This window comes from Streptomyces sp. NPDC007095 (assembly GCF_040634475.1).
GTDB lineage: Bacteria > Actinomycetota > Actinomycetes > Streptomycetales > Streptomycetaceae > Streptomyces.
The window spans coordinates 1-23,089 of the sequence record NZ_JBEYFS010000134.1; the positions used below are offsets into that span (position 1 = coordinate 1).

At 70.0% G+C, this 23,089-nt stretch carries 16 protein-coding genes; 9 read left to right on the forward strand and 7 right to left on the reverse strand.

Annotation, left to right across the window (positions count from 1 at the left end; genetic code table 11):
• Window positions 1-410 precede the first annotated feature (410 nt).
• Together ABZ656_RS35905 and ptsP are read left to right on the forward strand one after the other, a co-directional pair.
• Window positions 411-860 (forward strand): PTS glucose transporter subunit IIA, encoded by a 450-nt coding sequence (locus ABZ656_RS35905; protein ID WP_101406367.1) that lies wholly within the window; start codon window positions 411-413, stop codon window positions 858-860.
• 83 nt (window positions 861-943) lie between these two features.
• A complete protein-coding gene (gene ptsP, locus ABZ656_RS35910) occupies window positions 944-2,614 on the forward strand; it encodes a phosphoenolpyruvate--protein phosphotransferase (protein WP_101406366.1) in 1,671 nt (556 codons plus the stop codon).
• Between the two features lie 68 nt (window positions 2,615-2,682).
• Here the strand turns inward: ptsP and ABZ656_RS35915 are convergent, their stop codons facing one another.
• Window positions 2,683-3,576 (reverse strand): hypothetical protein, encoded by an 894-nt coding sequence (locus tag ABZ656_RS35915; protein ID WP_101406365.1) that lies wholly within the window; start codon window positions 3,574-3,576, stop codon window positions 2,683-2,685.
• A 22-nt stretch (window positions 3,577-3,598) separates the two neighbouring features.
• Window positions 3,599-4,807, reverse strand: a complete 1,209-nt coding sequence (locus tag ABZ656_RS35920) for an MFS transporter (protein ID WP_360273669.1) — start codon at window positions 4,805-4,807, stop codon at window positions 3,599-3,601.
• A gap of 111 nt (window positions 4,808-4,918) precedes the next feature.
• On the opposite strand from ABZ656_RS35920, the gene ABZ656_RS35925 reads away from it, so the two are divergent.
• Window positions 4,919-6,238 carry an aminotransferase class I/II-fold pyridoxal phosphate-dependent enzyme gene (locus ABZ656_RS35925; RefSeq protein WP_360273672.1) on the forward strand — a complete coding sequence of 440 codons (1,320 nt, stop codon included), beginning with the start codon at window positions 4,919-4,921 and terminating at the stop codon, window positions 6,236-6,238.
• Here ABZ656_RS35925 and ABZ656_RS35930 read toward each other — a convergent pair whose 3' ends face one another.
• Window positions 6,239-8,206 carry an acetoacetate--CoA ligase gene (locus tag ABZ656_RS35930; protein ID WP_101408290.1) on the reverse strand — a complete coding sequence of 656 codons (1,968 nt, stop codon included), beginning with the start codon at window positions 8,204-8,206 and terminating at the stop codon, window positions 6,239-6,241.
• A gap of 204 nt (window positions 8,207-8,410) precedes the next feature.
• On the opposite strand from ABZ656_RS35930, the gene ABZ656_RS35935 reads away from it, so the two are divergent.
• The gene (locus ABZ656_RS35935) at window positions 8,411-10,777 is read left to right on the forward strand and encodes a TIM-barrel domain-containing protein (RefSeq protein WP_360273675.1); all 2,367 of its coding nucleotides are present in this window, start codon (window positions 8,411-8,413) and stop codon (window positions 10,775-10,777) included.
• A 28-nt stretch (window positions 10,778-10,805) separates the two neighbouring features.
• Here the strand turns inward: ABZ656_RS35935 and ABZ656_RS35940 are convergent, their stop codons facing one another.
• Window positions 10,806-11,342: an NUDIX domain-containing protein gene (locus tag ABZ656_RS35940; protein ID WP_101406361.1), complete on the reverse strand. Its 537-nt coding sequence runs from the start codon at window positions 11,340-11,342 to the stop codon at window positions 10,806-10,808.
• A gap of 127 nt (window positions 11,343-11,469) precedes the next feature.
• Window positions 11,470-12,279 (reverse strand): M15 family metallopeptidase, encoded by an 810-nt coding sequence (locus ABZ656_RS35945; protein ID WP_360273678.1) that lies wholly within the window; start codon window positions 12,277-12,279, stop codon window positions 11,470-11,472.
• Window positions 12,280-12,568: 289 nt separating this feature from the next.
• On the opposite strand from ABZ656_RS35945, the gene ABZ656_RS35950 reads away from it, so the two are divergent.
• From ABZ656_RS35950 to glpK, 5 genes are all read left to right on the forward strand, one after another.
• Window positions 12,569-12,994, forward strand: a complete 426-nt coding sequence (locus ABZ656_RS35950) for a zinc ribbon domain-containing protein (RefSeq protein ID WP_101406359.1) — start codon at window positions 12,569-12,571, stop codon at window positions 12,992-12,994.
• A 28-nt stretch (window positions 12,995-13,022) separates the two neighbouring features.
• Window positions 13,023-14,213 (forward strand): lipid-transfer protein, encoded by a 1,191-nt coding sequence (locus tag ABZ656_RS35955; protein ID WP_360273681.1) that lies wholly within the window; start codon window positions 13,023-13,025, stop codon window positions 14,211-14,213.
• 172 nt (window positions 14,214-14,385) lie between these two features.
• A complete protein-coding gene (locus ABZ656_RS35960) occupies window positions 14,386-16,011 on the forward strand; it encodes a GGDEF domain-containing protein (RefSeq protein ID WP_360273684.1) in 1,626 nt (541 codons plus the stop codon).
• Between the two features lie 425 nt (window positions 16,012-16,436).
• On the forward strand, window positions 16,437-17,177 hold the full coding sequence (locus tag ABZ656_RS35965) for an MIP/aquaporin family protein (protein ID WP_360273687.1): 741 nt from the start codon (window positions 16,437-16,439) through the stop codon (window positions 17,175-17,177).
• A gap of 55 nt (window positions 17,178-17,232) precedes the next feature.
• Window positions 17,233-18,753, forward strand: a complete 1,521-nt coding sequence (gene glpK, locus ABZ656_RS35970) for a glycerol kinase GlpK (RefSeq protein ID WP_101406357.1) — start codon at window positions 17,233-17,235, stop codon at window positions 18,751-18,753.
• A 118-nt stretch (window positions 18,754-18,871) separates the two neighbouring features.
• Here glpK and ABZ656_RS35975 read toward each other — a convergent pair whose 3' ends face one another.
• The gene (locus ABZ656_RS35975) at window positions 18,872-19,477 is read right to left on the reverse strand and encodes an ATP/GTP-binding protein (RefSeq protein ID WP_054237193.1); all 606 of its coding nucleotides are present in this window, start codon (window positions 19,475-19,477) and stop codon (window positions 18,872-18,874) included.
• Window positions 19,458-23,087 carry a hydantoinase B/oxoprolinase family protein gene (locus ABZ656_RS35980; protein WP_360273691.1) on the reverse strand — a complete coding sequence of 1,210 codons (3,630 nt, stop codon included), beginning with the start codon at window positions 23,085-23,087 and terminating at the stop codon, window positions 19,458-19,460. The genes ABZ656_RS35975 and ABZ656_RS35980 overlap by 20 nt, the downstream gene beginning before the upstream one ends.
• Window positions 23,088-23,089: the final 2 nt, after the last annotated feature.

Genomic DNA, 23,089 nt, shown 5'->3' on the forward strand with positions numbered 1-23,089 from the left:
TTGTTCTTGCGTTTCCGACTCTATCAGACCGTTTCCCGATCCGATTTCCTCGGCGCTTTCCAGGTTCCCGCTCTCGCGTTTCCCTTTCCGGCGGTCCAAACACTATCAGCGTTTTTCCGTCTCTCTGACCACGGTTCTGCGGACATGCAGAACCAGACCCCGAGATAGGATCTGACAAGTTGGGTGCTGCCAGGCAAGGACGCTTGGTCGCGTCGCTCAGCCTCAAGCAGGAGTACGACTCTACATGGGGGTTTGGAGCGCGCGCAAATCGTTTGCGTGGTGCTCTAGGGCCGCCAACCGGGACCTCTCATGCGGAACCGGTAGTTCGTATGACATACCCTGCTCAACAGTGCGCCGTCCGGTACAGGCAGTGACGGCCCATATGAATCTCCACCCCTGGGAGGCTTCCCATGACCATCGTGACGTCCCCTCTTGCAGGACGCACCATCGGACTCGCCGCGGTACCGGATCCCGTCTTCTCCGGAGCGATGGTAGGCCCCGGCACGGCGATCGACCCCGTGCGTGAGCCCGGGGAGGCTGTCTCCCCCGTTGACGGGGTGATCGTCTCGCTTCACCCGCATGCCTTCGTCGTCGTCGACGCGGAGGGCCACGGCGTACTCACGCACCTGGGCATCGACACAGTCCAGCTCAATGGTGAGGGCTTCGAACTCCTCGTCAACAAGGGTGACACCGTGACGCGCGGTCAGGCCGTCGTGCGCTGGAACCCGGCTGCCGTCGAGGTGGCCGGCAAGTCCCCGATCTGCCCGATCGTGGCGCTCGAGGCGACGGCCGACTCCCTCTCCGATCTCCGCGAGGACGGCGATGTGAAGGCCGGCGACGCCCTTTTCAGCTGGCAGTGACATCAACAGCGCTGCTGTCACGGACGGCAGGCTCGAAAACCACCGCGGCAGCGGGACGCGCCGCACTACCGGAGACGGGTGAGATGGAGACAACGCTGCGAGGCGTCGGCGTGAGCCACGGTGTGGCGATCGGCGAGGTTCGGCACATGGGAACGGCGGTGCTTGAGCCGCCTGCCAAGCAGATCCCGGCGGAGGACGCGGAGCGCGAACAGGGGCGCGCCCGCCAGGCCGTCGAGGCTGTGGCGGCCGATCTGATGGCGCGCGGCAATCTGGCGGGGGGCGAAGCCCAGGCGGTGCTCGAGGCGCAGGCCATGATGGCCCAGGACCCCGAGCTGATGGCGGACGTGGATCGGCGTATCGCGGTCGGTAGCACCGCCGAGCGTGCCGTCTATGACGCGTTCGCCTCGTATCGCGCGCTGCTGGCGGGTGCCGGTGAGTATCTCGCCGGTCGTGTGGCCGACCTCGACGATGTGCGGAATCGTATCGTCGCCCGACTGCTCGGGGTGCCCATGCCGGGCGTCCCGGACAGCGACGAGCCGTACGTCCTTATTGCTCGTGACCTTGCGCCCGCGGACACGGCGCTGCTCGACCCCACCCTCGTCCTCGGCTTCGTCACCGAGGAGGGCGGGCCGACCAGCCACAGCGCGATCCTGGCTCGGGCTCTCGGAGTGCCCGCCGTCGTCGCGCTCCCCGGCGCCGGAGAGCTCGCCGAAGGCACGGTGATCGCCGTGGACGGCAGTACCGGCGAGATCTTCGTGGAGCCGAGCGCCGAGAAGCGGGCGCAGCTGGAGGCCGCGGCGGCCGAGCGGAAGGCGTCGCTGTCGGCCTCGACCGGACCGGGTGCCACCTCCGACGGACACAAGGTGCCGCTGCTGGCCAATGTCGGCGGTCCCGCCGATGTGCCGGCCGCCGTCGAGGCCGGGGCCGAGGGTGTCGGTCTGTTCCGTACCGAGTTCCTCTTCCTGGACGACAGCAAGCAGGCGCCGTCCGAGGAGAAGCAGGTCGAGGCGTACCGGCAGGTGCTCGAGGCGTTCCCCGAGGGGCGTGTCGTGGTGCGGGTGCTGGACGCGGGCGCGGACAAGCCCCTGGAGTTCCTTACTCCGGCCGACGAGCCGAACCCGGCACTGGGTGTACGGGGTCTGCGCACCCTGCTCGACCATCCCGATGTCCTGCGTACGCAGCTGACAGCGCTCGCGAAGGCCGCGGAGGGGCTGCCGGTCTACCTCGAGGTCATGGCGCCGATGGTCGCCGACCGCATCGACGCCAAGGCGTTCGCGGACGCGTGCCGTGCCGCCGGGCTGAAGGCGAAGTTCGGCGCGATGGTGGAGATTCCGTCGGCCGCGCTGCGGGCTCGCTCGATTCTCCAGGAGGTCGAGTTCCTGTCGCTGGGGACCAACGACCTCGCGCAGTACACCTTCGCCGCCGACCGGCAGGTGGGTGCGGTGTCCCGGCTGCAGGACCCGTGGCAGCCCGCGCTGCTCGACCTGGTCGCCGTGTCCGCGGAGGCGGCGAAGGCCGAGGGCAAGAGCTGTGGTGTCTGCGGTGAGGCCGCGTCCGATCCGCTGCTCGCATGTGTGCTGACCGGTCTCGGGGTCACCTCCCTGTCGATGGGTGCCGCGTCGATTCCTTACGTCCGGGCGACGCTGGCCAAGTACACGCTGGCGCAGTGCGAGCGTGCCGCCGCGGCGGCACGTGCCACGGACACGGCCGACGAGGCGCGCACGGCGGCCCAGGCGGTGCTGTCCGGCGAGTAGCCGGGACCATTCGTCGAGCGACGGTTGCTCAGGGGCGCTCCACTTGCGAGTGGGGCGCCCCTTCGCGTTCAGTGCGTGTGGCGTGTCGCCTCCTCTCCGCTTCCGAGGTCGGGCGGTACGCAGTAGTCGACGCCCGACTCCGGGGAGACCAGGTCTCCGGATGCGACATCGGTGCAGTAGGCGTCGAAGACCTCGCCTGCGGTGAGGGGTTCCAGGCCTTCTCCGCGCAGCCGCCATCCGTAAACGCGGTCGCTTGTGTCGGGGGCGGTGGTGCGCATGACGAGTCCTCCGGCGCTGCCGGTGGCAAGGCCCAGGGCCAGGACGGTGGTGAACTCGAGGGCTTCCGCCTCGTCAAGGCGGGTGGTGCCCTCGGCGTCGTCGTCGGCCCGCAGCACCGCGACGAGTGTTTCGGGTGCCGCGGAGACGCTGCACACGAGATGGCGCTCGCCGGGGCTCGCGGTGTCGAGGACGCGGGTGAGCAGGTGGGAGGCTCGGGCGAAGGACGCTCGTCCGATGTCCTCTCCGCAGGACGCGCAGTTGCCGATGCGGGCCAGGAGTGTGGTCGCGTACTCCAAGGTCGCTTTGCGGACGGCTTCGTCGACGAGGTCGGGGACGAGTTCGGCGAGGGGCTGTCCCTCGTACGGAACGGTGGGGCCGGTGGCGGCGAGTTCGGCGGTGAAACGTGTGCGGCTGGCGGCGGTGTCGGGTTCCAGGCCGTTGTGGGCGCAGAACTCCGCGTACTCCTCGGGGTCGAAGAGCGCGACCGTGGTGTGGCGGCCTTGGGCTGCCAGGGTCCTGAGCAGGGATTCCACCTGCTGGAGGTAGGTCGTGTGGTCGTTGAACGTGAAGGTGCGGTAGCGCCGCATGACCGTGAAGTCGTGCTCGTCGGTCAGCAGACCGATGGTGCCGGCGATTTCGCGGCGCAGTACGCGTCGCATGGTCTGGTGCTCGGTGTGCGCCATGTTTCCCCCTGTGCGCGGTCGATCAATGCTCACTCACAGTAACTGGCTGCACTGACAACGCGGTGCGGGAGAGCTGGTCGCGCACCAGTCGGTGCTGAAACACGCAGGTCACGGCGATGGTCGTGCCGAAGGCCGTCCAGCCGAGGGGGCCGGTCGCGATGGCCGCGGTGACGGCGAGTGGTCCGATGCTGCGTTGACAGGACTGCGCCAGTCCATGGACGCCGAGGTAGGCGCCCTGGGCCGTCCCGGGCGCGAGGGCGACGGAGAGTTCCCAGGAGACGGTGGCGTGGAGCATCTCCGCCACAGTGAAGGCGACGGCCGAGGTCGTGAGGAACAGCGTGGTGGTGAAGGCTCCGCCCGTGGCCGAGAGTGCCATGGCGACGCCACCGAGAGCGAAGGCGGCGGACAGGGGGAGCAACAGGGAGCCCGCGGCGGCCGTCGTGGCGCCGAAGCGGGCCAGGGGAACCTGAAGGGCCACGACCATCAGGTTGTTGAGGACCATGAGCAACGGGGCGAGGCCGTGGGGGGCTTGGTCGGAGTGGGCGATCCAGAGCGGCAGGCCGAGCTTGAACACGGCGTCGTCGAGGCAGAGGACGGTCTCGGTGGCCACGTACGCGAGATAGCCGCGGTCGCGCCAGGGGTTGGCCGGCCTGGTGGTGGGGGCCGGGTCCTTGGACGTGGCGATCGTGCGTGCGGGGGACGGCGGTTCGGCGCAGCGCACGGTGAGGAGGGCGGCGGCTACGAACGACAGCGCGTCTCCTGTCAGGAGCCACTGGTAGGCGGTGCTGGTGCCGATGGTGACAGCGGCCGCTGCGGTGAGGCCGCCCAGGGCCCATCCGGCATTGGCGACGGTTCTGGTGACGGCCTGGTAGCGGACGCGGTCGGGTCCGGAGACACGGGTGGCGTACAGCTTGGTGAGGACGTTGGCTGCCCGGTCGCCGAAGCTGCCGGCGGCCGAGAAGGCCAGCAGCAGGGCGTAGTTGTCGGTGGTGAGCAGTGTGAGGGAGGCCAGGGCTCGCAGGATCTGCAGGGAGATCAGGACGCGAGTGAGGGGCAGGCGGTCGGCGATGCGGCCGCCGAGCGGTGCGCCGGCGATGCCGATGGCCCCCGAGACGGCGGCGAGGGTGCCGATCTGTGCCACGGACAGGCCGGTGACGTAGGTGAAGTACAGGACCGAGACGGCTGCCCACAGGCCGCTGCCGGTCCGGTCGACGAGGGCGATCCAGAGCATTCTTCGGCCGTCGGGGCCTCCTGGAATGCGTGTCGACCATGCGGCTGTGCGGCTGATCGGTCCCACCGTTCCCCCTTGCTTCCATTTATGTATTGATACATACTTGGCAACGTGGCAACACAATATGGGATCAGTGGCGCGACGGCCAAGGGAATTGCCTCGTCCGTCGAACGCGGCGTGGCCGAAGGCGCGTTGGGGCCGGGAGCGGCGCTGCCTCCGGTACGCAGGCTTGCGGACGAGCTCGGGGTGAGCCCGGGGACGGTCGCTACGGCGTACAAGGAACTGCGGCGGCGTGGGATCGTCGTGACGCGCGGGCGGGGCGGGACCGTGGTCGCCCCGGCTCCCGCGGTGGCGTCACGGCGACCACCGAAAGTCCCGGACGGGCTGCGGGACTTGGCGGGTGGCCATCCCGACCCTCGGCTGCTTCCACACCTGGTGCCGCCCTCGCGGCTCTCCCCCGGCGCGCGGTCGCACCGCAGCACGCCGCGTCTGGCGCGGCTGGAGGACGCCGTGCGCGACTGGCTGCGACCGGACGGAGTGCCGACGGAACACGTGACCTTCGCGCACGGCGCGCTCGATCTGATCGGGCGGCTGCTGTCGGTGGAGTTGCGTCCGGGTGACGCCGTCGCCATGGAAGACCCCGGCTATCACCATCTGCTGGACCTGGTCACGGCCCTGGGGCTGCGTACGGTCCCGGTCGCCGTGGACGACCAGGGGATGCGACCCCAGGCCTTGCGAGAAGCGCTACGGGCCGGCGCACGAGCGGTGGTGTGCAGTCCACGGGCGCAGAATCCGTACGGCGGTCGCTTCTCGGCGGAGCGCCGGGACGCTCTGGTCGCCGTGCTCCAGGAAGAGCCCGATGTGCTCGTGGTGGAGAACGACCATGCGTCCGCCGTCGCCGACGCGCCTCTTCATGCTCTGGCCGCGGGCGGCCTTGCGCGCTGGGTACATGTGCGGACCGTGAGCAAGTTCCTGGGTACGGACCTGCGGTGGGCGGCTGCGGCCTGCGATCCGATCACACTGGCCCGGCACGACGGGCGGATGCTGCTCACCTCCGGCTGGGTCAGCCACCTGCTCCAGGAGACGGTGTACGGGCTGATGACGGACGACGACACGCGCGCGTTGGTCGCCCGCGCACGGGACACGTACGCGCTGCGGCGGAACGCACTCCGACACGAACTCGCGGAACGCGGGATCCCGTCCCATTCCGTGAGCGGAATGAATGTCTGGGTACCGGTCCGGGACGAGTCGGCCGTCGTCAATGGACTGCGGTCCTACGGGTGGTGGGTCGCGGCGGGTGCGCGGTTCAGGATCGCTTCCGCGCCTGGTGTACGGATCTCGGTCGCGGAACTCGAACCCTCCGACGCGATGCGCCTGGCCTCCGACTTCGCTGTCGTGCTCGGCGAGTCCGAGGCCACCTACGGAGGTTGATCAGCCGCGTTTGCGAGCCAGCTCTTCGTAGAAGTGCAGCAACTCGACGTTGTCCACGGAGCCGATGTTGACCGCCTTCTCCAAAGGGGCACCCTGGAGAAGGCGCTTGACCGGAACCTCGATGCGTTTGCCCGTGAGGGTGTGCGGGACGCCGGGCACCTCGATGACCTCGTCGGGGACGTGACGCGGGGAGAGCTGTTCGCGGATGGTCTGCTTGATGCGGTTCAGGAGGGCCTCGTCGAGCGCGGCTCCGGGGACGAGGTGGACGAAGAGGGGCATCCAGTAGCCGCCGTCGGGCTGTTCGACACCGATGACGAGCGACTCCTTGATCTCGGGGAGGCGTTCGACGGCTTCGTAGATGTCGGCCGACCCCATGCGCACGCCCTGGCGGTTGAGCGTCGAGTCCGAGCGGCCGTGGATGACGACGGAACCGCGCGAGGTGAGGGTGATCCAGTCACCGTGGCGCCACACTCCGGGGTACGTGTCGAAGTAGCTGTCGTGATAGCGGCTGCCGTCGGGATCGTTCCAGAAGCGGATGGGCATGGACGGCATCGGGTTGGTGACCACCAGCTCACCGACTTCGTCCGTGAGGGGCTTGCCGCCGGGGTCCCAGGACTGGAGATCGGTGCCGAGGCCGGGGGCCTGGAGTTCCCCGATGTACACCGGGAGCGTCGGCACCGCTCCCGCGAAGCAGGAGCACACGTCCGTGCCACCGCTGACGGAGGCGATCCACAGATCATCGCGGACCTCGTCGTGCAGCCAGCGGAAGCCGTCGGGTGGCAGGGGCGAGCCGGTCGTCGCGACGCACTGCACGCGCGTGAGGTCGAACTCCTGGGAGGGGTGGACGCCCGCCTTGCGGCACGCCATCACATACGCGGCGGACGTGCCGAAGAGGGTCGCTCCCGTGCGTTCGGCGATCCGCCACTGGGCGCCCGTGTCCGGGTATCCGGGACTGCCGTCGTAGAGGACGATCGTGGTACCCGTGAGCAGGCCGGAGACGAGGAAGTTCCACATCATCCAGCCGGTGGACGTGTACCAGAAGAAGCGGTCCTCGGGGCCGAGGTCGCAGTGCAGGCCCAGTTGCTTGAGGTGCTCGACGAGGATGCCGCCCTGGGACTGGACGATAGCCTTGGGGAGGCCGGTCGTGCCGGAGGAATAGAGCACCCACAAAGGGTGCTCGAAAGGGACCTCTTCGAAGACGGGCGCCACGTCCGCCGAGGTCAGCTCGGACCAGTCCAGGGCGCCTTCGGGGGCTTCGGTGCCGAGCAGTGGGATGTGGACGACGGCGCGCAGGGTCGGCAGTTCGCGGCGCAGCTCGGCGACCACGTCCCGGCGGTCGTGCTCCTTGCCGCCGTAGCGGTAGCCGTCGACCGTGAAGAGCACGACGGGCTCGACCTGCTGGAAGCGGTCGAGGACGCTGCGCGCGCCGAAATCGGGGGCACAGGACGTCCACACGGCCCCTACGGCGGCCGTGGCGAGCAGTGCGGCCACGGCCTGCGGAATGTTCGGGAGATAGCCGCTGACGCGGTCTCCCGGGCGTACCCCGAGGGCGCGCAGCTCGGCGGCCAGGGAGCCGACCTGACGGCGCAGCTCGGACCAGCTCACCGGGGTCGCCTCGTGGGTCTCGTCGACGTACAGGAGCGCTGGTTCGTCCGTGCGGGTCTCGGCCGCGCGCAGGGCATGCTCGGCGTAGTTCAGGGTCGCCCCGGGGAACCATTCGGCACCGGGCATCGAGCGGTCACCGAGCACGCGCGCGTAGGGGGTCGAAAACCGTACGTCGAACCACTCGGTGACAGCCTTCCAGAACGTGTCCAGTTCCCGTACCGACCAGCTGTGCAGTGCCGGGTAGCCGCCGTCGGACGGGGCTCCGTGGTGCTCGGCCGCCCAGGCCTGGAACTTCGTGACCTGCGCCTGGGTGATGCGCCCTGGGTCGGGCTGCCAGAGCGCTGAGGGGTTCGCGGTGGACATGAATCGGCTCCCGGACTGTGTGCGTCGGTCGCGCACGAGCTGGGGTGTGCGCGTCACGCGGCTGACACGGACGATGCCATGTGATCGACTTCCGCACCAGGGTGTGCCGCAGATGGTCGTCCACGTGAAGATGTGCCCCTACCGCGGGTGAACGGCAGTTGAACGACTCACTCATTTGGCGCAGGCAATGGCAGGGTGAGCAGCATGGACGGTCGTGACCTGGTGCGTTCGGTGAAGGCGGTCGGTTCGACGGGGGCGGCCCAGGGCTTGCGTACCGTGCGGGCCGCATGGCGAAGGAGGCGTGCCGACGCCGCTGGGTTGCCGCAGCGGGGGGCCGAGCGCGCGCGGGTGCCCGGCCCGGTGGAGGGGGTGGAACCGACCCCCGGGGGTGGGGTCGTCCGGTTCACGCGGTCCGAGCTGCGGATCATGGTCGCCGTGAGCGGGGCGGTGTTCTGGGGCTGGGACGGGGCCGGTCCGGAGCCGTCCTACGCGCTCGCGGGCCGTTGCCCGGAGCCGGACCCGCGGGCCGTCCTGGAACCCGACAAGGACGGCGGCTGGCGGGTGGTGGCCGAACGGGTGACGGTCGTCGTCTCGCGGCACGGCGCCGTCGAGGTGCGAACCCCTGGTGGTGTGATCCTGCGCCGCGATCTGCCGCCCCGTTGGTGGGAGCCGGTCGACGGGGGCGGCGCGCGCTGGATGCAGCGCTCAGAAGTGGCCGCCGACGCTCGGTTCTTCGGCCTGGGCGGGCGCGCGGCCGGTCCCAGGCTGCGCGACGGGACGTACCGGCTGTGGAACACGGATCCCGGGCACGTCTTCGCGCCGGGCGACGATCCGCTGTACATCACGATGCCCGTGCAGATGGTGGTCTCCGACGCGGGCACGCATCTCGTGTTCCACGACACCTCCTGGGACGGCACGGTGAACCTGCGCGAGGGAGAGGAAGGCGCGGGGTCGGGGCACGACCGGGTGGGAACGTGCGAGCTGCGGATGGACGGCGGCCCGCTGCGCTGCTGGATGATGGTGGGCACCCCCGCGCGCGTGCTGCATGCCTGGGCCTCGCTCACCGGGGCGCCCGCGCTGCCGCCCGCATGGGCTCTGGGGCACCATCACGCGCGCTGGGGCTTCGGCGGCGAGCAGGAGGTGCGGCGGATCGTCGCGGGCTATCAGGAGCGCGGTCTGCCCCTCGACGCGGTCCACCTGGACATCGATCACTACGACGCCCACCAGGTGTTCACGGTGGACCGGGAGCGCTTCCCGAAGCTGCCGGTGCTCGCCGAGGAACTGCGCCGCGACGGCATCCGGCTGGTGTCGATCGTCGACCCGGCGGTCAAGGCCGAGCCGGGCAACGCGTTGTACGACAGCGGTCTCGCCGAGGACGCCTTCGTACGGGATGCCTCGGGCCGGCTCGTGCGGGGAGTCGCATGGGCCGGGGAGTCGGTCTATCCGGACTTCACGCACGCGCGTGTGCGTGAGTGGTGGGGCGGCCTCTACCAGGAACGGCTGGCGCAGGGGTTCGCGGGATTCTGGCACGACATGAACGAACCGACGTCGTTCACGGCGTTCGGGGAGTCGACGCTGCCGAGGTCGGCTCGGCACTCCCTGGAGGGACGCGGCGGCGACCATCGTGAGGCACACAACGTGTACGCCCTGGGCATGGCCCGAGCCGCGTACGAGGGCCTGCGCGAGCTGGATCCCCAGGAGCGGCCGTTCCTCTTCTCGCGCTCCGGGTGGGCCGGAATGCAGCGCTACGGAGGGACCTGGTCCGGAGACGTGGCCACGGGCTGGCCCGGGCTGCGGGCCTCGCTGTCACTGGTGATGGGGCTCGGGCTGTGCGGAGTTCCGTACTCGGGTCCCGACGTGGGCGGTTTCGACGGCAGCCCTTCTCCCGAGCTGTACCTGCGGTGGTTCCAGCTCGGCGCGTATCTGCCGCTGTTCCGTACGCACGCGAGTCTGCGGGCGGGTCGCCGGGAGCCCTGGGAGTTCGGTGACGACGTACTGGAGCACGCGCGCGCGGCGCTCGTCGAGCGGCGGCGGCTGCTCCCGTACTTCATGACGCTGGCGCTGCTGGCGCGCCGCACCGGCGCACCCTATGTGCGGCCCCTGTGGTGGGCGGCACCGGAGGACCGGGCGCTCAGGGACTGCGAGGACGCCTTCTTGCTGGGCGACTGCCTCCTTGTCGCACCGGTGCTGGACCACGGGGCCGACCGTCGTGCGGTGCAGCTGCCCCGGGGGCGCTGGTATGACACGGTCACCGAGGAGGCGTACGAGGGGCCGGCCCAGGTGCTGCTCGATGCCCCCTTGTCGCGGATTCCTGTGCTGGCGCGCGCGGGTGCCGTCGTGCCCGTGCGGGGCGTCGACGGCGGCCTGGAGCTGGAGGCGTGGGCTCCGGCGCGCGGGCGGGTCGGGGGCGGGCTCGCCGTGCCGAACCGCGGCGACGGCTGGGACGAGCCCGAGCTCGAACGCTATGTGACGCGCTGGGAGGGGCAGCAGGTGGTCGTGCGGCGGGACGGAGAGGGCGGACCGGGCAAGCCGGAGTATCCGGTCCGGGTGCGGGGCCTCGGTTCGCGATGACGGCCTCCGAGAACCCCGTGGGACCCCCTCAGACGTATCGTCCCTCGAACCATGCGCGCGCCGCCAAGGTGTGCAGTGGGAAGGCGAGCTCGGCGGGCCGGCGCAGCAGGTGCCAGCCCTCGGTCTCGTCCGTGGCGGCGGACGGTGGCAGTTCGGCGGCCGGGCGCTCGGGTAGGAGTCCGAAGAGCAGCAGGTGACCGGCGGGAGAGCTCATAGCGTCGGCGAGCCGCACCTCGCGGCTCGCCACGTCGATTCCCGTCTCCTCCTTGAGTTCCCGGGCGACGGCGTGCCGCCATTCCTCCCGGTGGTCGATGAACCCTCCGGGCAGCGCGATTCCGCCGCGCGCTGGGGCGATGGTCCGGGTGATGACGACCAGGGCGGTGCCCCTGTCGTCGTACACGGGTTGCAGGGCCACCGCGACCGGCAGCGGATTGCGGTAGGCCACGCCGCCACAGACGGCGCAAGTGCGGGGCCAGCCGGAGTTGCCTTCTCCGTAGGGTGCTCCGCAGCTCGAACAGTGCGAGTCCGGTGCGAAGTCGGCGGGTGGGTGCGGGGTTGCGGACACGCCGCGGACTGTAGCCGATCACTTCTCGCTCGTCTTCGGGTGCCTCATCACGTGCGGGCCCGGACGCCTGTGGAAGTGCGTCTCGCGATGCGGTCCGCCCCGCCGTCACGAGGCGGACCGGCCCGGCTCAGGGGGACGAAGTGAGTGACTTCTTGGACACGGGGAAATCGAAGTACGTGTCGGGGTAGGGCTCAGGCTTGTACGTGTAGTGCCACCACTCCTCGGCGAGGTTGACGAATCCGAGGTCTTCGAGGGTGCTCTTCAGGAGCAGCCGGTTGGCTCGCTGCACGCCCTGGATGCGTGGGTCCAGCGTGTGGGCGAGGGTGTCGAAGCAGTCGAAGCCGGTACCCATGTCCACGGAGTTGTCCGGGAAGCGCTCGGCCTGGGGCGCGTAGCAAGGCACGAGGGGTTCTCCGATGACGTACGGGCGGGTCGGCCTCGCCGGCAGCCGCACGATCGTGAGGTCCATCGTCGAGCCGCGGCTGTGTCCGGACTTCTCGGCGATGTAACCGTCCTCGAACAGACGGGTCTTGTCGACCTGTGGGTAGAACTCGGGCTTCATCGCCTGGTCGTCGAGGTCCTCGGCCCAGCGCACGAAGTGGTCGACGGCGCGTTGCGGCCGGTAGCAGTCGTACACCTTGAGGGTGTAGCCCTCGTGCAGCAGTGTGACCTGGGCCTTGTGGAGGGCTTCGGCGGCGGGCCGGGTCAGGATGCAGATCGGCTGCCGGTAGCCGTCGATGCGCTCTCCCACGAAGTTGTGCGGCGTGAGGTAGCGCATCTCCTGGATGATCGTCGGGTCCACGGATCCCAGGGCAACGAAGTCCTCGGGAGCCTTCGGCTCGGGCGTCGCCCGGGCGGTGGCGGAGGCGGCGGTCACGGCCAGCAAGGCGGCCAGTGTGGCCACCAGACCGCGTACGGCGGTGGAGAGTCGTGTCATGTCGCCTGCATCTATCAGGTGCGGCATCCGCCAGGGAAGGGATCGCGTGCGGTCGGGCACCACCGGGTGAGGGAACCACCGGCTTGCCCAACGGGCCCTGGAGCCGGCACGGGAGGTGCGGCCGGAACCACCCCCGTGGGCCCCGGCCGCACCTCCCGGTACTCCGACGCCCAGGAGGCCTCCACGGTTCTCTCCGTCGCGCTGCCCATTTCCCGATGCCCGTGGCACACTTCTGACGTTCCGTCAGATCCATTGCCGTGGAGGGGTCTTGTCGCGTACACGCACGCCCGTGGTCACCGGATGGTTCGCCGGGGACGGGGACGACTTCCGTCTCCTCGGCACGCGCTGCTCCGCGTGCGCCTCGGTCTTCTTCCCCCGCGAGGACGCCTTCTGCCGAAATCCGGGGTGCCAGGGCGGTGAGCTGACCGAGGTACCGCTGTCCCGGCGCGGTCGCGTCTGGTCGTACACCGACAGCCGGTACCGGCCTCCGTCACCGTATGTGACCGATCCGGAACTCTCATGGGAACCCTATGCGTTGATCGCTGTGGAACTGGAATCCGAGCGGATCGTCGTACTCGGACAGACGGTTCCCGGGATCACCGTCTCCGACCTGGCGGTGGGCATGGAGGTGGAGGTCGTCCCCGGTGTGCTGAACGAGGACGAGGAGACGACCTGGACCACGTGGCACTGGCGGCCGACGGGGGTGACGGCATGAAGGGCATGTGGCGTACGGGGGTGACGGGATGAGCGGTGAGGTGGCGGTGCTCGGGGCGGGTATGCACCCGTGGGGCAAGTGGGGGCGCGGATTCGTCGAGTACGGGGTCGTGGCGGCGCGCGCTGCGCTGGCCGACGCGGGAATCGACTGGCGGGACGTCGGCTCGGTCGTGGGCGCGGACACCGTGCGCGCCGGCTATCCGGGGTACGTGGCGGGAGCGACGTTCGCCAAGGCGCTGGGCTGGCAGGGAGCGCGGGTCACGAGTGTGTACGCCGCGTGCGCGTCGGGGGCGCAGGCTCTCAACACGGCGCGGGCACAGATCCTTTCGGGCCTCGCGGACGTGGTCCTCGTGGTCGGCGCCGACGCGGCGCCCAAGGGATTCTTCCGTCCGGCTGGCGGGGTCAGGCCGGACGATCCCGACTGGCTGCGGTTCCGGGTCCTCGGAGCGACGAATCCGACGTACTTCGGGCTGTACGCGCGGCGGCGGATGGCCGTGCACGGGGACACCTTGGAGGACTTCGCGCAGGTCAAGGTGAAGAACGCCGCCCTGGGGGCGCTGAATCCGAACGCGCGGTACCGCAAGAGGGTCACGGCCGAAGAAGTGGCGGGCTCCGCCGTCGTCGCCGACCCGTTGCGGCTGCTCGACATCTGCGCGACGTCCGACGGGGGCGCCGCCCTCGTGCTGTCGAGCATGGACTTCGCGCGACGGCACGGGGCGGCGGACCCCGTACGAATCCGCGCGGTGTCGACGGTGACACCGCGCTACCCCAACACCGTGCTGGATCTCCCGGACATCGCCACGGACTCCGCCGTCGCGGTGGAACCCGCGTCCGGCACCTTCCGGGCCTCGGTCGCCCGGGCGGCGTACGAGGAGGCGGGCATCGGTCCCGAGGACCTCTCGCTCGCCGAGGTGTACGACCTCTCCACGGCCCTGGAATTGCAGTGGTACGAGGACCTGGGGCTGTGCGGGGAGGGCGAGGCCTCGAAGCTGCTGCAACAGGGTGCCACGTCGCTGGGCGGGCGCATACCGGTGAACGTCAGCGGCGGACTGGCCTCCTTCGGAGAGGCCGTTCCGGCGCAGGCGATAGCCCAGGTCTGCGAGCTGACATGGCAGCTGCGCGGAGACGCGGGCGACCGGCAGGTCGCGAGCGCGCGCGTGGGAATCACCGCGAACCAGGGGCTGTTCGGACACGGGTCGTCGGTCATCGCCGTCCGCTGAGTCGGCGGACGGTCGAATGCGCCGTGTCCAGGGGCGGCGTGCGCTGCGACGATCGCCGTCCACGGACGCTCGCCCGCGCGGCCGTCAGTACTCGGTGTGACGACCTCGGAATGCTGCGTGAACAGCTCGTGAATCGCGCCCGGGCGTGCGCGGGCGGAGCCAGTATGCTCCCGTGCCCTCCTGGACGGATACTGTCCGCTTCGCCTTCCAGCCGGTCGTCAACCTGACGACCGGAGGGGTCGCGGCGCTGGAGATACTCGCTCGTCCCGAATCCGGTGACATCCTGGGACAGGCCCGCCGCGACCCCGAACTCGACGGTCTGCTGGCGGCGTTGGCGATCCGCGCAGCGGCCCGCAGGGAGACCATGCTGCCGCTGCACGTGAATGTCTTCGCCGGGACACTGGCCGATCTCGGGCGGCTCGCGGCGCTGCGCGACGCCGTGCGCGAGGCTGGTCGGCTGCCGTGGGAGGTGACGATCGACATCGGTCCGCCGTACACGCACGTGCCGCACCACGCCCTGCTGGAGGCGGTGTCCACCGTGCGGAGCGAAGGTTTCCGGATCTGTGCGGACGGAGTGGGCGACGGCGACGTACCCTTGCGGCTGCTCACGGACCTCGCGCCCGAGCTGGTGAAGCTCGATGTGTCCCTGCTGACGCGACCTGCGGCGGTCCGGGCGATGCGGACGCTGTGCGAGCAGTTGGGCGCGCTGCTGTCCGTGGAGGGCGTCGAGACGGAGCTGCAGTGCGCGGCCGCGGTGTCGGCGGGGGCGCAGATGGCGCAGGGCGAGCTGTTCGCGCCGCCCGCTCGGCTGCCCGTCGCGGACGTATACGTTCCGGCCCTCTCCCCCGCCGTCGCGGCGGCCCCCCGGTCCGGTCCGTCGGTGCGGCAGTTCGTGCGGCCCGCCGCGCTGCTGCCCGCGACGGCGTCCGCGGGGCTGGTGCGGGCGCTGCTCACCGGATCGCCCGCGGTGTCCGGTGTGCTGCTCGTGGACCCCTCCGGGATCCCGGTCCGCTCAGTGCACCGGTCACGGTTTCTGCTGTCGATGTCGGGGCCGTACGGCCATGCTCTGTACGCCGACCGGCCGGCCGCCAAGCTGGGTGATCCGCCGCGTACGGTCGGCGTCGACGCGACCGCGTGGGAGGTCCTCGACGTAGTGGCGGACGGCGAGCGGGACCGTACCTCGGACGATGTCGCGGTCGTCGATCACTACGGGCGGTGCGTGGGGGTCGTACGCCTGGCCGATCTCGTACGAGCGCTCTCCGAGAGTCGGGTCGAGGAGGCGGCCGGGCTCAACCCGCTGACCAGGCTGCCCGGTTCGGACGCCATCACCGGCGAGGTGGACCGGCGGATCGCCGACGGCCAAACGTTCGTGCTCAGTTGGCTCGATGTCGACCACTTCAAGCAGGTCAACGACGGCGCGGGGTTCGCGGCGGGCGACGAACTGATCCGGGCGGTCGGGCGGACGCTGCAGCACGCGGCTTCCGGGACGACCCGTGTGGGGCACATCGGCGGCGACGACTTCCTGGTGCTCGCGGATCCGGAGACTCTAGGCCCGCTGGCCGGCGCGGTACTTGACTCACCCTGGTCGGCGGGCGGACGTCCTGTCACCTTGTCGCTGGCCACGGTCCTGTGCGCGCCGGGCAGCGTGACCGATCACCGACAGGCGGCGGCCTGCCTGGCACCTCTCAAGCAGGCCGCCAAGGCTCTGAGCGGGGCGAGTTGGGTGCTGGGTCGGGCGGGGCTGCCGGGGCATGAGGTGCTGCGTGGTTCGGGGGCGGAGCGGGCACAGGCCGGTTGACCGACGGACCGGGAGGCTTGTGAGCAACGGCAGTGCCGCCCGGGACCCCTGTGCCGGGTGAGCACGAGGGGACGGTCGGCCCGGGATCCGTGCCCCGGGCAGGCCCGTATCCGCGCCCCGATCCCGGCTCGTTCGCGGCCCTCAACCGTTGCCGTCGGCGACCTTGACGCCCTCTGGGCTCCGGTGAACACTTCCGGATGTCAGTCGGCATCGCCGCATTCGGGCGTCTTCAGGCACCGCACCGCTCGGGTTCCCGACCTGTTCCCAAGGTCGGCCCCCACGGGCGATTCCGCTGCGACGGCACGCTCGTCACGGACGCCGGGCGGGGCGCGGGACCTCCCTGCCTTCGGCTGAAGTAGCCATGGGAAACGCACCCCGCACGGTGGCCCGGAGCGGACCGCTCCGGGCGAGGCCTAGGAGCCGCCATGAGCAACGGCGACATTTTTGTCGGCGAGTTGATCGGCACTGCGATTCTGATTCTGTTCGGCACGGGGGTCTGCGCCGCGGTCACCCTCAACAAGTCCAAGGCACAGGGCGCCGGCTGGGTCGTCATCGCGTTCGGATGGGGTTTCGGCGTGCTCGCCGGTGCCTACACCGCGGCGCCGCTGTCCGGCGGTCAGATCAACCCGGCCGTGACCATCGGTTTCGCCATCGAGGGCTCGACGAAGTGGGAGGACGTGCCCTTCTACATTCTGGGCCAGTTCGCGGGCGCCATCGTCGGCGCCGTGCTCTGCTGGCTGCTCTACCTCGGCCAGTTCAACCTGAATGCCGACGAGGACAAGGCCATCGAGATGCTGGGTATCTTCTCGACCCGGCCAGAAATCAACCATCCCGTGCAGAACCTCATCACCGAGACCATCGCCACCGTCGGCCTGATGCTGCCCATTCTGGCCATGGTCGGCGGCCACAAACACGTGGCGGGGATCGGCGACGCGGGACTGCCCGTCCAGCTCATCGCGTTCCTCGTGGTCGGTATCGGACTCTCGCTGGGCGGCCCCACCGGGTACGCCATCAACCCGGCCCGTGACCTGGGACCGCGCCTCACTCACGCATTGCTGCCGATTCCCAACAAGGGCACCTCGGAGTGGAGTTACTCCTGGATCCCGGTGGTCGGCCCGATCGCCGGTGCCGCCATCGGGGCCGCGATCTACAACGCAGCCTTCTGACGAGAACGCAGCCTTCTCACGCAGCCTTCTGACGAAGAAGACGTAAGGGGACGTCATGACGGAGAACGCCGAGAAGTACGTCGCCGCAATCGACCAGGGCACCACCTCCAGCCGCTGCATCATCTTCGACCGGGGCGGCGCGATCGTCGCCGTCGACCAGCGCGAGCACCGCCAGATCTTCCCCAAGCCGGGCTGGGTGGAACACGACGCCACCGAGATCTGGTCCAAGGTGCAGGCGGTCGTCGCGGGAGCGATCGCCAAGGCGGGTCTGCGCGCCGACCAGTTGAGCGCGCTCGGCATCACCAACCAGCGCGAGACCACGGTCCTGTGGGACCGGGCCACCGGCAAGCCCGTACACAACGCGATCGTCTGGCAGGACACCCGGACCTCGGCGCTCTGCAACCAGCTGGGCGGCACGGACGGCCAGGACCGCTTCCGCGAACAGACCGGCCTGCCGCTGGCCAGCTACTTCTCCGGCCCCAAGGCGGCCTGGCTGCTCGACAACGTGCCCGGGCTGCGCGCGCGTGCCGAGCGCGGCGAGATCGCCTTCGGCACCATCGACTCCTGGCTGATCTGGAACCTGACCGGCGGCACGGACGGCGGTCGGCACGTCACCGACGTCACCAACGCCGGGCGCACCATGCTGATGAACCTGGAGACCCTTCAGTGGGACCCGTCGATCCTCGCGGCGATGAACATCCCCGAGGCGGTGCTGCCCGAGATCAGGTCGTCGGCCGAGGTGTACGGCACCGCCGTGGGCCAGCTGGCGGGCGTCCCCGTCGCCTCGGCGCTCGGCGACCAGCAGGCAGCGGTCTTCGGGCAGGCCTGCTACGACGTGGGCACCGCCAAGAACACGTACGGCACCGGCAGCTTCCTGCTGCTCAACACCGGCAACCGGCCCGTCCCCTCGAAGAACGGGCTGCTGACGACCATGGGCTACAAGATCGGCGGCGAGGCGCCCGTCTACTGCCTCGAAGGGTCGATCGCGATCACCGGCGCCCTGGTGCAGTGGTTCCGCGACCAGCTCGGCATCATCCGCAACGCCGACGAGATCGAGACGCTGGCCGCGAGCGTCGACGACAACGGCGGCGCGTACATCGTGCCCGCGTTCTCGGGCCTGTTCGCGCCCTACTGGCGCTCCGACGCACGCGGTGTCGTCACCGGCCTCACCCGGTACGTCACCAAGGCACACCTCGCCCGCGCGGTTCTGGAGGCGACGAGCTGGCAGACCCGTGAGGTCGTCGACGCCATGTTCCAGGACTCCGGCGTGCAGATCACCACCCTGAAGGTGGACGGCGGCATGACCAAGAACAATCTGCTGATGCAGCACCAGGCGGATGTCCTTGGCGTGCCGGTGATCCGTCCCCGGGTGTCCGAGACGACATGTCTGGGGGCGGCCTACGCGGCCGGGCTCGCGACCGGTGTGTGGAACGACCTCGACGAGCTGAAGTCGCACTGGCAGAAGGACGTCGAGTGGACACCGTCCATGGAGGCCTCCGTGCGCGACCGTGAGTACCACAACTGGCGCAAGGCGGTGGAGAAGAGCTTCGGCTGGCACGAGGACGACGTCAGCTGAGTCAGGGGTCCACGCGCGCGTGCGTCTCGTGTGAGCCACACGCGCGTGCGGGACGGCGGCCCGTACCCCGGTCGGCGGGGGTACGGGCCGTATGTGCGGTTCGAACCGTATCCGCGGGTCAGGTGGTGACCGGTTCGCGTCGGTCGGCTCCGTACGCCATCGCGTGCTGGACAACCTCGATGAGCACCTCCTTGGCCGACTCCCGGTCTCTCGCGTCACACAGCACGACCGGAACGTCGTCGTCGAGGTCGAGTGCCTGGCGGACCTCGTCGACCGGGTACCGGGCCGATCCCTCGAAGCAGTTGACGCCCATCACGAACGGTATGGAGCGCCGCTCGAAGTAGTCGACGGCGGCGAAACAGTCCTCCAGGCGGCGTGTGTCGGCGAGTACGACGGCGCCCAGGGAGCCCGAGGCGAGCTCGTCCCACAGGAACCAGAAGCGGTCCTGCCCGGGCGTCCCGAAGAGGTAGAGCACCAGGTCCTCGCGGAGCGTGATGCGGCCGAAGTCCATGGCGACGGTGGTGGTGTGCTTGCCCTCCACGCCGCTGGTGTCGTCGACCGGGCGGCCCGCCTCGGTGAGCACCTCCTCGGTGCGCAGCGGTTTGATCTCGCTGACCGCGCCGACCAGGGTCGTCTTGCCCACCCCGAAGCCACCGGCCACCAGGATCTTGAGCGTGACGGGCTCGACCGGGGGCTTGCCGCGCTCAGAACGCCCGAAGATCATCGATCTCTTCTCCTGCTTGATGGGGGTCGTGGGACGGTGGGCCGTAGCCCCCGCCGCCGGGGGTTTCGATGACAAGTACGTCGCCGGGTCCGACGTCCGCCGTATCACTTGCGCCAAGTTCCGTGACCGTGCCGTCCGCGCGCTCCACCCGGTTGGCGCCGAGCGCTCCGGGCTCGCCGCCGGCCATGCCGTAGGGCGGGACCCTGCGGTGCTGGGACAGTGTGGAGACGGTCATGGGCTGATGGAATCGGATGCGACGCACGGCACCGTCCCCGCCGATCCAGCGCCCGGCTCCGCCGCTGCCCGGCCGGACCGCGAACTCGTCGAGCTGCACCGGCAGTCGCCATTCCAGGATCTCGGGGTCGGTGAGCCGCGAGTTGGTCATGTGGGTCTGTACGACGGAGGCGCCGGGGAAGCCGTCGCCCGCGCCGGATCCGGAGGCCACGGTCTCGTAGTACTGGTAGCGCTCGTTGCCGAAGGTGACGTTGTTCATCGTTCCGGACCCCTCGGCCTGCACGCGCAGGGCTCCGTACAGTGCGCCGGTGATCGCCTGAGAGGTCTCCACATTGCCCGCCACCACGGCGGCGGGGGCCTCGGGAGCGAGCATCGAGCCACGCGGCACGACGATGTCGAGCGGACGCAGGCAGCCGTCGTTGAGCGGGATGTCGTCGGCGACCAGGGTGCGGAAGACGTACAGGACGGCGGCGTTGACCACCGCGAAGGGTGCGTTGAAGTTGGTGTCGAGCTGCGGGGACGTACCCGTGAAGTCGACAGTGGCGGAGCGGTTTTCGCGGTCTACGGAGACCCGGACGCGGATGACCGCCCCGGAGTCGGTCTCGTAGGCGAACTCACCGTCTTCCAGGGTGTCGATGACGCGGCGTACGGCTTCCTCTGCGTTGTCCTGCACGTGCCGCATGTAGGCCTGGACGACGCCGAGGCCGAAGTTGTCGATCATGCGGGCGACCTCGTCGACGCCCTTCTGGTTGGCGGCGATCTGGGCACGCAGGTCGGCGAGGTTGGTCTTCGGATTGCGCGAGGGGTAGGGCGCCTCGGTGAGCAGGCGAAGGGTCTCGGCCTCTCGGAAGCGGCCGTTCTCGGCGAGCAGCCAGTTGTCGAAGAGGACGCCCTCTTCCTCGATGGTGCGGCTGTTCGCGGGCATGGAGCCCGGGGCGATGCCGCCGATCTCGGCGTGGTGTCCGCGCGAGGCGACGTAGAACAGGATGTGCTCACCCTCCGTGTCGAAGACCGGGGTGATCACGGTGACGTCGGGGAGGTGGGTGCCTCCGTGGTACGGGTCGTTGACCGCGTACGTGTCACCCGGGCGCATGCTGTCGCCGCGTCGCCGGATGACTTCCTGCACGCTGGTGCCCATCGAGCCCAAGTGGACGGGGATGTGAGGGGCGTTGGCGACAAGGCTGCCGTCGGGGTCGAAGAGCGCGCAGGAGAAGTCCAGGCGTTCTTTGATGTTGACCGACTGGGCCGTGGACTCCAGACGGGCACCCATCTGTTCGGCGATGGACATGAAGAGGTTGTTGAAGACCTCGAGGAGAACCGGGTCCGCTTCTGTGCCGAGATCGGAACTCTGCGTAACCGCCACGCGTTCCATGACCAGATGCCCGTCGTCGGTCGTCGCGGCCCGCCAGCCGTCGTCGACGACGGTCGTCGCGCTGGCCTCAGTGATGATCGCGGGGCCGGTGACTGTTTCACCGGGGGGCAGTTCCTCGCGGCGGTGCAGGGGTACGTCGCGCCAGGCGCCACCCGTGTGGAGGCTGACCGTCTCCGTCGCGCCTCGGGTGGACGAAGGGGTGGCGAGGGCGGAGAGATCGGGGGGGTCGGTGAGTCCGGTGGCTTCTACGGAGAGGGCTTCCACGACGACCGGACGGTCGAGGGTGAAGGAGTAGGTGGCGCGATGGCGTTCTTCGAAGGCGTGGGTCATGGTGTCGGGCTCGGTGAGCTCGACGGTGAGCGTCGTGTCCGTTCCGTCGTAGCGGAGTTGGGCGCGGCGGGTGACGCGGATGCGGTCCTCGGGCACGTCCTCGGCGAGGAGTTCGGCGCGGGTGGCGCCCTCCAGGTCGTCAGCGGTCTTGAGGATGCCGGGCATCGCGGAGGCCTCAAGGGGTGCCTCCACGGACTGCTCGCGCATGGCCGTCGTGTCGGCGAGTCCGATGCCGAGGGCGGACAGGACGCCGGCCATGGGCGGGACGAGGACGGTGCGGATGCCGAGCGAGTCGGCGACCATGCACGCGTGCTGGCCGCCCGCGCCGCCGAAGGTGGTGAGCGCGTACCGGGTGACGTCGTGGCCCTTCTGGACCGAGATCCGCTTGACCGCGTTGGCGATGTTGGCCACGGCGATCTGCAGGTAACCCTCCGCCACCTGCTCCGGGGTGCGGTCGTCGCCAGTCTTCTCACGGATCTCGTGCGCGAGGGCGGCGAACCGGTCGCGGACGAGTGTGTCATCGAGGGGCTGGTCGCCGTCGGGGCCGAACAGTTCGGGGAAGTGGGTGGGTTGGATGCGGCCGAGTGCGACGTTGGCGTCCGTGACGGTGAGTGGGCCGCCACCGCGGTAGCAGGCGGGGCCGGGGTCGGCGCCGGCCGAGTCGGGGCCCACCCGGTAGCGGGAGCCGTCGAAGTGGAGCACCGAGCCGCCGCCCGCGGCGACGGTGTGGATGTCCAGCATGGGCGCCCGCAGCCGGACCCCGGCGATCCGGGTGGTGAAGACCCGCTCGTACTCGCCCGCGAAGTGAGAGACGTCCGTGGAGGTGCCGCCCATGTCGAAGCCGATGACACGGTCGAAGCCGGCGAGCTGCGACATGCGGGCCATGCCGACGATGCCGCCCGCCGGGCCGGACAGGATGGCGTCCTTGCCGCGGAACTGACCCGCTTCGGCGAGGCCTCCATTGGACTGCATGAACATCAATCGCACGCCCTGGAGCTCTTCGGCGACGTGCTGGACGTAGCGGCGCAGCACAGGCGACAGGTAGGCGTCCACGACGGCCGTGTCACCGCGCGGGATGAGCTTCATCAGCGGGCTGACCTCGCTGGAGAGCGAGATCTGCGGGAAGCCGGTGTGTGCCGCCAGCTCGCCGACGGCCTCTTCATGGGCCGGGTGGAGGTGACTGTGCATGCAGACGACGGCGACGGCCCGGATCCCGGAGTCGTACGCCTCCTGGAGGGGCCCGGCGAGGTCGTCCAGGTCGGGGGCTCGCAGGACCGTGCCGTCGGCGGCGATCCGCTCGTCGACCTCGACCACGCGTTCGTACAGCAGCTCGGGCAGTTCGATCGCGCGGGCGAAGATGTGGGGGCGGTTCTGGTAGGCGATGTGCAGGGCGTCGCGGAAGCCTCGGGTGATGACGAGGAGGGTGCGCTCTCCCTTGCGTTCCAGGAGGGCGTTGGTGGCGACGGTGGTTCCCATGCGGACGGCGTCGATCCGCGCGCCGTGGGTGTCCTGGCCGCTGCCGAGGAGTTCACGGACACCCGCCACCGCCGCGTCGGCGTACCTCGCCCGGTTCTCCGACAGCATTTTGTGCGTGAGCAGGCGGCCGTCCGGGCGTCGCGCGACGATGTCGGTGAAGGTGCCGCCTCGGTCGACCCAGAACTGCCAGCCTGTCACGT